At 36.2% G+C, this 9,402-nt stretch carries 8 protein-coding genes; 1 reads left to right on the top strand and 7 read right to left on the bottom strand.

Annotated features, from left to right (window positions below; translation table 11 throughout):
- Window positions 1-63: 63 nt before the first annotated feature.
- The 3 genes from FC77_RS06930 to adhE all read right to left on the bottom strand — a co-directional run bounded on the left by FC77_RS06930 (window position 64) and on the right by adhE (window position 4,280).
- Window positions 64-930, bottom strand: a complete 867-nt coding sequence (locus tag FC77_RS06930) for a GNAT family N-acetyltransferase (RefSeq protein ID WP_056970901.1) — start codon at window positions 928-930, stop codon at window positions 64-66.
- A 34-nt stretch (window positions 931-964) separates the two neighbouring features.
- On the bottom strand, window positions 965-1,513 hold the full coding sequence (locus tag FC77_RS06925) for a GNAT family N-acetyltransferase (protein WP_054682208.1): 549 nt from the start codon (window positions 1,511-1,513) through the stop codon (window positions 965-967).
- A gap of 142 nt (window positions 1,514-1,655) precedes the next feature.
- A complete protein-coding gene (gene adhE, locus FC77_RS06920; protein ID WP_056970899.1) occupies window positions 1,656-4,280 on the bottom strand; it encodes a bifunctional acetaldehyde-CoA/alcohol dehydrogenase in 2,625 nt (874 codons plus the stop codon).
- A gap of 317 nt (window positions 4,281-4,597) precedes the next feature.
- Between adhE and FC77_RS06915 the strand changes: the two genes are divergently transcribed.
- The gene (locus FC77_RS06915; protein ID WP_056970897.1) at window positions 4,598-5,971 is read left to right on the top strand and encodes an amino acid permease; all 1,374 of its coding nucleotides are present in this window, start codon (window positions 4,598-4,600) and stop codon (window positions 5,969-5,971) included.
- Window positions 5,972-6,044: 73 nt separating this feature from the next.
- Here FC77_RS06915 and FC77_RS06910 read toward each other — a convergent pair whose 3' ends face one another.
- Genes FC77_RS06910 through FC77_RS06895 form a run of 4 tightly spaced genes read right to left on the bottom strand, consistent with a single transcriptional unit; the run spans window position 6,045 to window position 9,248 of the window.
- Complete coding sequence (locus FC77_RS06910) at window positions 6,045-6,443, bottom strand: DUF956 family protein (protein ID WP_056970895.1); 399 nt, start codon at window positions 6,441-6,443, stop codon at window positions 6,045-6,047.
- Window positions 6,444-6,449: 6 nt separating this feature from the next.
- Entirely contained in the window at window positions 6,450-7,370 is a 921-nt protein-coding gene (locus FC77_RS06905; protein ID WP_054682206.1) for a PTS system mannose/fructose/sorbose family transporter subunit IID, read from the bottom strand.
- 27 nt (window positions 7,371-7,397) lie between these two features.
- A complete protein-coding gene (locus FC77_RS06900) occupies window positions 7,398-8,219 on the bottom strand; it encodes a PTS mannose/fructose/sorbose transporter subunit IIC (protein ID WP_054682204.1) in 822 nt (273 codons plus the stop codon).
- 18 nt (window positions 8,220-8,237) lie between these two features.
- Window positions 8,238-9,248: a PTS sugar transporter subunit IIB gene (locus tag FC77_RS06895; protein ID WP_056970893.1), complete on the bottom strand. Its 1,011-nt coding sequence runs from the start codon at window positions 9,246-9,248 to the stop codon at window positions 8,238-8,240.
- Between the last annotated feature and the right edge of the window lie 154 nt (window positions 9,249-9,402).

Below are 9,402 nucleotides of genomic sequence, written 5' to 3'. Positions count from 1 at the left end.
ATTCATTAATTTAGTCTTGTTTTAAATTTTCTATCACCAGCGATTGACACAGAGCCAAAAATTTTATTTAGATAAATAAACTACCTTTGTTTGATCTTTAAATCCGACTTTCAAATATAGATGGTGAGCAATCTTATTACTTTCATCAACGCCTATAACAAAAGCCTTAGGATCAGATTCTAACAAGATTTTCATAACCCATTTAATAAAATACGTCCCTAATCCCCTATTTTGATATTTTTCAGCAATAAATAATCCAAAAATATAATATGTATCGCTCACATCAATTGAACAATAGCCTATTATTTCCTTCTTTAACAATAAAACAAATGACTTTGTATTAATTTCGTTTAAGCTTTCTTGCAGATACGTCCTTGTTTCTTGGGTATTTGTAGCAAAAACTTTTGAATAAAGTGGGAGCAATTGTTCAACATCAGGTTGCTTAAGTTTCCTAACCTCTAATTCTTCATTTCTTTTAACATTGATAAAATCATTTTTGTAAGACATTTGGTACTCAGACTCAGCAGGTTCTATTTGTAAACCGATATTTTTTAAAAAATCAGGATTATTATCTAAAAATCTTTGCTCACTCATGAAATCATAATTTTGGAAATTATATTTCTTTAGAATTTTCAATCCTTCAGTAAAAAGTTTAGTCCCAATTTTATGACGGCGATAATCTGGCAAAACGTTGATTGTAATATCAACAATCCCTTTAGGATCTTCATCAGCATACAAAGTTAATAACCCAACCAATTGCTTTTCATTGTAATAAAGAATAAAGCTAGGCATATCAGGAAAATAATTATATTGATTGCTCAAATATGGACGACAATAAGTATGATCATAACTTTCAACCTGATTAATTAAATCATTAGCTTCTTCTAACTCTTTTTTGGATAAATTAACTACTTTTTTCATTTCACCCATTGTGGGACCTCTACATTCTTACAAAGTAAAATTCTTAACTTGCTGGATTGATCACTGAATACATGTCCATATCTTTGAACCCATCCTCACGCTTAACCTGATCCTTTAACAAAGCCTCGTGTGAGAAACGCGCTCTTTCAGCAACCGCTCTACTTTTATAATTTGTGTGTTCTGCGAACAGCATTAATTTATGTAACTTAAACTCTTTAAAAGCTATATCTACAAGGTGTTGCAATGATTTGGTTACAATACCTTGCCCTTGAAATTTACTACCAAGCCAATAACCAATTTCAGCATATTTATCTGCAGAATTAATATTATGTAAATCGATCGTACCAGCAGGTTGATTATCAACTAAAATTACTAAAACCAATCCTTCATAATCAACAATATTTTGCCGAGCACCCTTAACGAATTCGCGCTCATCACTAGTTTCTTTCATATTTTTAGACCAAGGCAGCCAACGTTCAAGCACAGCACGATCCTCATTAATAATTTGGAGTAACCTAGAAGCAAATTTTAATTCTGGCATAACCAATTGAACATGTAAATCTTTAACCTTGAAATCGCTGCAAATAAACATATGTAAAACCTGCCTTACTATATATAATCTTAGATATTGATTATTAATAGTACTACATCCCGCAAAATAATGAAATAAAATTATGTGACAAAAAGTGCGAGAGCTTTTAAACTCTCACACTTTTATCTAGACTTTAATACTTTTACTTCTTATTAATGCCTTTACCTTCATAACAATCTTTCATTAATTGAACAATCTGCTCAACTAAAGGTGCTACTGGATTGGTTACAGTGTTTTGGTCCCCATAAGCTTCAACGGCTAATGAGTTAACTTTCGCATTAAATTTATTTTTATCTATACCGTATTCTTTAAAGGCTAATCTAATACCTACTGAATGAGCTAGATCAATAATCTTTTGAACTAATTTTTCAACTAATTCGTGATCATCTGCTCCAGTTAATCCAAGTGACTTAGCAATGTGAGCGTAATCACTTTCTGCACGGTAAACAGAATAATGTGGCCACATTGCTAACTTCTTAGGACGCTTAGCGTTAAAACGAATCACTTGCGGTAAAGCAATGGCATCACTTACACCGCTTGGAATATCAAAAGTCGAGCCTACCGTATGGGCAATCGAATGTTCTAATCCTAAAAAGGCATTGGAATATGCCATACCTGCAATCGTTGCGGCATCATGCATTCTCTTTCTAGCATCCAAGTCACCATCATATGATGCCTTTAAGTTGTTAAAAATAGTTTGAATAGCCTCAATTGACCAACCACGAGTAAAGTCAGTTGCCATGGTTGAAACGTAACTTTCAATTGCGTGTCCTAAAGCTTCAAAACCTGACCATGCAATTAATCTTTTAGGTAACTTTTCAACAAATTGATCATCCACAATTGAGACATCCGGAATTAAGGCATAATCACAGAGCGTATGCTTAATACCGGTTTTAGTATCCTTAATAATCGCAACTGGAGAAACTTCTGAACCGGTACCTGAAGTTGTTGGAATACATACAAGTTGCACATCATTTGAAGTTGGAAAACGAACAACTCTCTTCCTGATATCCAAAAACTTTTGGTAAGCATCTTCAAATGACATATCGGGATTCTCATAGAATAAACGCATTGCCTTAGCCGCATCCATGACTGATCCACCACCGATAGCAATTATAACGTCAGGTTTAAAGATGTTCATTCGGTGAACACCGTCTTTAACTATATCAGTAGTTGGGTTAAGGCTAACAGCTTTAAATACTTCGTATTCTTTAGTGCCACGACGTTTAGAAATAATATCGGTAATTTCATCGGCAAATCCTTGCTCAGCAATTCCTTCATCGGTAACGATGAAAAAGCGGTTAACATTAGGCATATGCCGTAAGTAATTTGCTGCATTATGTTCAAAATAAGTCTTAGTTGGCACCTTAATCCACTGCATATTGTCACGGCGTTTTGCTACGGTTTTAATATTTAATAAATCCATAGCTGAAATATTATGTGACATTGAATTAGCACCATACGAACCAGTACCTAAAGTAAGAGAAGGAGTCATATTATTATAAAGATCACCGATACCACCTAAAGCAGCCGGAGTGTTAACCAAAATTCGGCAAGCTGACATCGAATTGGCAAATTTCCTGACTAAATCATCATCAGAAGTGTGAATTCCAGCTGTATGTCCCCGGCCACCATAATTAAGCAGATTAGTACATATTCTAAAGCCATCCTCATGATTTTTAGCCCGATATAAAGTAAAGACAGGAGAAAGTTTTTCTGCTGAAAGTGGATATTTCTTTCCAACTCCCTTATATTCTGCAATGATTACCTTTGTATCAGCAGGAACATTAACACCACAAAGTTTAGCAATCTTAAGAGCCGAGCGACCAGCTACAGGTCCTGCAACCGTTCCTCTCCTTGGATCGATAAAATGAGTTTCAAATTTTTTGATTTCTGCTGGATTCAAGAAATAACAATTCCACTTCTTAAATTCCTCTTTAACTTGGTCATAAATTTCATCATCAACAACAACCGAATTTTCTGAAGCACAGACCATCCCATTATCAAATGTCTTAGATAAGACAATATCATAAACAGCTCGAGCAATATTAGCAGTCTTTTCTATATAAGAAGGACCATTACCAGGACCAACACCAAGTGCGGGCTTTCCAGATGAATAAGCAGCCTTAACCATACCTGGGCCACCAGTTGCTAAAATAGTTTGCACGCCCGGATTAGCCATTAAATCATTTGTGGCTTCCATACTTGGCTTTTCAATCCATTGAATACAATTTTCTGGTGCCCCAGCTTTAATGGCAGCTTCCCTGATAATTTCAGCAGTTTTTACACAACATTTTTGCGCCTGTGGGTGAAAACCAAAAATAATCGTATTTCTAGTTTTCAGGGCAATCATTGATTTAAAGACTACCGTAGAAGTTGGGTTAGTTACGGGTGTGACTCCAGCAATAACTCCAACAGGTTCAGCAATCTTAGTTAAACCTTGTTCCTTATCTTCTTTAATAACCCCCACTGTCTTTTCGTGACGAAGACTATTCCAAATGTTTTCACTGGCAAACATATTTTTAGTAGTTTTATCTTCCACAACTCCCCGGCCAGTTTCTTCAACGGCCATCTTTGCTAGTGGATAGGCACTTCTTTCACCAGCAATAGCAATTGCTTCACAAATTTTATCTACTTGTTCTTGACTAAAATTTGCCATCTTATCTAACGCAACATGTGATTTTTTTACTAAATCATCCACCATATTGTAGATTTGCTTATTCTTATCTTCTTCAGTAACAGTTTCTTTTTGCTGTGCTTTAGCCATTATTCTTTGCCTCTAAAAATTACTAGATATTGTGAATTTATTTACAATAATTACTATAGCATTCTTCAAGCAAAAGTAAACGATAAATTCAGTAATATCGCCACTACACAAGCAATTATATGTACGTTGAATTTTTATTCTTATGCGAATGAAATCGCTACCTAAAATAAAAGTTTGTGAAATAACAAACTTTATTATTAAAAATCAATATCGGTTAAAAAGTTATGATTTGGCTAATTTTTCTCAGTGATATTAATGTATATGTAAGAGATGTTAAAATAGATAAGTATACTTATTTTAAATTTTGGAGAGATTAAATGGATAATAAAGATTCGCAATCTAATTCGGGTTATAAGCGAACCCTAACTAATACACACATTCAAGTAATCGCACTCGGCGGTACAATTGGAACCGGACTATTCCTAGGTGTAGGCGAAAGCATTCACCGCGCTGGTCCAAGTGTTATCTTAATTTATATTATCGTCGGTGTTTTCCTTTTCTTGTTAATGCGGGCCCTAGGAGAATTAATTCTTTCTGACCTCAGTAAACACACTTATATTGACTTTATTAAGAAGTATTTAGGTAAAAATATCGGTTTTATCACCGGTTACCTTTACTGGCTCAGTTGGATTACTTTAGGTATGGCTGAAACAACTGCTCTGGGAATATATTTTCAATACTGGTTCCCTCACCTTAAGCCTTGGATACCAGGTTTAATTACAATCATATTTTTGCTTTTAATTAACCTAATATCTGCTCGTCTTTTTGGTAATTTGGAATTTAGCTTTGCAATAATCAAAATTATAACAATAATAGCGTTTGTAATTTTAGTAATTTATTTATTAATAACCGGTGGAAAAACTACTTTTGGCCCAGTAACCTTATCCAATTTAACTAATCATGGTGGTTTCTTTGCAAAGGGTGGAAAAGGTTTCTTGGATGGTTTCCAAATGGTTATTTTCAGTTTTATCGGGATTGAATTAATCGGATTAACGGCTGCCGAAGCACAAAATCCGAAAGTTACCCTTAAAAATGCAATTAACCAGCTACCAGTCAGAATTATTCTTTTTTACGTAATGTCAATCGTAGCAATCTTGCTTGTTATTCCCTGGCCAAAAGTATCTACAACATCTAGTCCCTTTGTTCAAACACTTGGTGCAACTGGTATTCGCAATGCTAGCTCTATTATTAACTTTGTCGTAATTTCTGCCGCTGTATCATCCACCAACAGCTTTTTATATAGTGCTGGACGATTACTCTTTTCAGTTACATTTGGTGGAAAGGGCAAGTGGAATGAAACTTTTGGGCACTTATCAAGAAGACAACTACCGAAAAATGGTTTAATACTATCAGCCCTTTTAATGGCATTAGCCCCCTTTGTTACCCTACTGATTGGAAACAAAGCCTTTAACTTTATTGCATCAACTTCAACGAGCATGTTCTTAATCATATGGTGCTTAATGATCATCACACATATTGCATACAGAAGAAGCACCCCAGAAAATAAATTAGGTAATTTTAAAATGCCGGGCTTCCCTATCATTGATTACTTTATTTTACTGTTCTTTATTTTGATGATTATTCTTCTTTTAGTTTTACCAGATAACCGAATTCCTATGATCGCTGCTATTTTAACTTTCATTATCTTATACAGTATTTCGAAAATTTGGGATAAAGAAAAAGCAGAATAACTTCAACATAAAAGTATTTTTAACAATTAGAGAAAGAAATAGACCCTAGGTTTTATTAACCTAAGGTCTATTTCTATTTTTTATGAGTAAAAATATTTTTGATTGATTGAACTAAATCACGTGATCGTTGCTTTAATTTTCTTCTGAAACTAAGTGCACGCCGCATATTATTCGCAGGTACATAGTTTCTAATAGCACGCAGCGATTTTTTATTATCCCTTGTTGAGAAAATAAAAGTACCGTTCTTTTTAGTTTGGAATTCAAATCTTGGAATATATTTCCCACGAAAATGAACGTCAGCAACCACATAGGTTACCTCATTCCAAGGAATTTGAACATAATCACCAATATTACGCTCATTATAAAATTCAAAAGCTTTATCACCGATCATCATTTTACCGTACGACGCTATCCCTCTAAACCAGGTAGCATTGCCAGTTAGATCGATTTTAGTGTTAATTGATTTAACCATTTTTGATTAAAGAATGTGCCATACGTGGAACAGAACACCTATAACGAAGATGCCAATGATAATCCAGATTGGTGAAACTTTCTTCTTTAATAACCACATACAAAGGAATGTCAGAAGAAGTCCCGCTAAACCAGGGATTAAACTATCCAAGTTATCTTGTAACGTCGTTGTCTTAAATTTGGTTAAGGACAATCCATTACCTTTATTCCATTGGATTAAGGCTTGCTGAATAGCTCTTGGTCCCTTCGGTAGTGCATCCCAGTTAATGTAACCACCTTTTTGAATAGGCGTCTTTGAGACAACTGGCGTAAATTTAATAATTACCCAGCGTTCGATTAAAGCACCAAGGACGAACATACCCATCATTGAAGCACCACGGGTTACCTTTTGAAGTAAACCACCTGACACATCTTTAGTAATAGCAGAGCCGGCTCTATAGCCAAATTCTTGTGTATACCATAAAAATGCAAGTCTAATTACATTCCAAATAACAAAGAATAAGATTGGCCCAAGGATATTACCTTGTATAGCCATTGAAGCACCTAAAGCTCCGACAATTGGACGAACCGTGTACCAGAATACAGGGTCACCAACACCGGCTAAAGGCCCCATCATACCAACTTTAACACCTTGAATTGCTTCATCTTGAACTGGAACACCGTTAGCTTTATCCTCTTCCAAAGCTAAGGTAACACCAATAACTGGTGAAGCTAAGTACGGGTGCGTATTAAAGAATACCAAGTGTCTCTGTAAAGCAGCAGACAAGTCTTTCTTATTTGGATACAATTTTCTCAATGCTGGAATCATTGAGTAAACATAACCACCGTTCTGCATTCTTTCATAGTTCCATGAACCCTGAAGGAATTGTGAGTGCCACATAACATTGAAGCGGTCGGCTTTAGTTAATTTAATTTTCTTATCAGCCATTATAAAATCCTCCTCTTATTCATCAATCTAATAATCATCAATGATATCGCCGAGCGGATCACCGGTATCGCTATTATCATTAGAACTAGAGCCGCCTTTACCGTTACCATTGCCGCCCTTGGATTCAAGAGCTAAGTACATCAAGGCTAATGAAAGTCCAATAGCACCAAGGGCAATTAAGGTTAGGTCTTTAATAGCAGCTAAAGCAAAACCAATTGCGAAGAATGGCCATACTTCTTTACTTGCCATCATGTTAATAACCATTGCATAACCAACGGCAACAACCATGGCACCACCAATACTCATACCTTGGGCAAGCCAAGTTGGCATTAATCCTAACCAATGCTGAACAGTGGTTGATGGAATTGCAAGTAGCAGAGCAGCTGGAACAGCAATTCTTAAACCTTGCAAGCATACGTCTATCCATTGCCACATATTAATTTTACGCCAACTAGCTTTCTTAGCATCGGCGTCCATAATATGGACAATAGCAGTAGAAATAGTACGTACAATCATAGTTAAGAACAAACCAGCTACGGCCAAAGGAATGGCAATACCAGTAGCAGTACCAACACCTTTTGTACCTTGTCCACTTTCTACCAAAATAATAGCTGAGGCTATTGATGCTAAAGCAGCATCAGGTGCAACAGCGGCACCAATATTAGCCCAGCCCAGGGCGATCATTTGTAATTGACCACCTAAAATAATACCTAAATCTAGATGACCGGTAACTAAACCGATTAATGTACATGCAACCAGTGGTTGGTGGAATTGCCATTCATCCAGGATACCTTCCATACCAGCAAGAAAGGCAACAAGCACAACCAAAATCATTTGAATAGCGTTCATTTCTTTACTCCTACTTCATTATTTCTTTTGTTCATCAAGTAAACTCTGTGCCTTATTTAAAATAGCATCCATATTGCCAGATTTATCTGAAGGGACCTTACGAACATCAAATTTAATCCCTAACTTTTCAAGTTCACGGAACGTATCAACATCCTTTTGGTTCATCGATAATACATTATTGGCGTTAACGTCGCCTTCCTTATAAGACATGGAACCAACGTTAACTGTCTTAATATCAACTCCCGCTTTGATAACCTTTAAGACATCTTCTGGATTTTCAAATAAAAGCAATGCGTGTGTTTTACCAAATCTTGGATCCTTGGCAATTGATTCCATCTTCTTTAACGGAACCGTGTGTGCCTTAACACCTGCTGGTGCAGCTTCACGAATCATGCTTTTACGCAACTCATCCTTAGCTACGCCATCTGAAACCACGATTACCCGGTCAGGGTGAACTACTGGAATCCAGCCAGTTGCAACCTGTCCGTGAAGTAAACGTGAATCGATTCTAACTAGCGAATACTTAATATGACCATCGCCAATAACCGTACCCGGGGAAATAGAACCTTTAATTGCAGGCTTCTTCTTACCTGCTGCAGGTGCTGCATTTGCTGACTTTGGCATCAGATCAGCTGGTTTGGTTTTAATACCGTCTCTAGCTGATTTAACAATCGTAGTTGCGATTTGATGTGCAGTTGCCTTGGGACTTGTCGTACGTTGTGTCAAAGCTTCAACAACCATTGGTAAATTCATACCAGAAACAATTGCCCACTTATCTGAATGTTTTTCGAATAAACCATTAGCTTGATTAAAGGGTGTACCACCCCAAAGATCAACTAAAATTAGTACTTCATCCTGATTGTCAAATGAAGCAACAGCCTTTTCAATTTTACCCCGAATATCATCTGGCCCTTCATCGGGCTTTAAGATGACATGAGCAAAATTGTCTGGCTTCCCAAACAACATTCCTGCTGACTGAGCAATGCCGTCCGCGAAAGCACCATGGCTGGCTAAAACAATTCCTACCATGTTATTTCCTCCTCTAGATCAAACAATGAATCCGCTTTATGTTATACAATAACTGCTCCCTCTAGTCAAGAATATATCCTACAGATAAACTAATATGTGTGATTAACAAGTGATAATGTCTTAACTGTTATCAAAGGAAAATGTCCTAATAGAT

Source organism: Lactobacillus acetotolerans DSM 20749 = JCM 3825 (assembly GCF_001436775.1).
In the GTDB taxonomy this organism is placed as follows: Bacteria; Bacillota; Bacilli; order Lactobacillales; family Lactobacillaceae; genus Lactobacillus; species Lactobacillus acetotolerans.
The sequence above is the reverse complement of the archived record's forward strand: the minus strand, read 5'-3'. Positions and strand labels throughout refer to the sequence as shown.

Excerpts from the sequence above, each read along its gene's own strand:
- FC77_RS06900 (WP_054682204.1), bottom strand. The coding sequence starts at position 8,219 with ATGAACGCTATTCAAATGATTTTGGTTGTGCTTGTTGCCTTTCTTGCT.
- FC77_RS06915 (WP_056970897.1), top strand. The coding sequence starts at position 4,598 with ATGGATAATAAAGATTCGCAATCTAATTCGGGTTATAAGCGAACCCTA.
- adhE (WP_056970899.1), bottom strand. The coding sequence starts at position 4,280 with ATGGCTAAAGCACAGCAAAAAGAAACTGTTACTGAAGAAGATAAGAAT.
- FC77_RS06895 (WP_056970893.1), bottom strand. The coding sequence starts at position 9,248 with ATGGTAGGAATTGTTTTAGCCAGCCATGGTGCTTTCGCGGACGGCATT.
- FC77_RS06930 (WP_056970901.1), bottom strand. The coding sequence starts at position 930 with ATGGGTGAAATGAAAAAAGTAGTTAATTTATCCAAAAAAGAGTTAGAA.
- FC77_RS06905 (WP_054682206.1), bottom strand. The coding sequence starts at position 7,370 with ATGGCTGATAAGAAAATTAAATTAACTAAAGCCGACCGCTTCAATGTT.
- FC77_RS06910 (WP_056970895.1), bottom strand. The coding sequence starts at position 6,443 with ATGGTTAAATCAATTAACACTAAAATCGATCTAACTGGCAATGCTACC.
- FC77_RS06925 (WP_054682208.1), bottom strand. The coding sequence starts at position 1,513 with ATGTTTATTTGCAGCGATTTCAAGGTTAAAGATTTACATGTTCAATTG.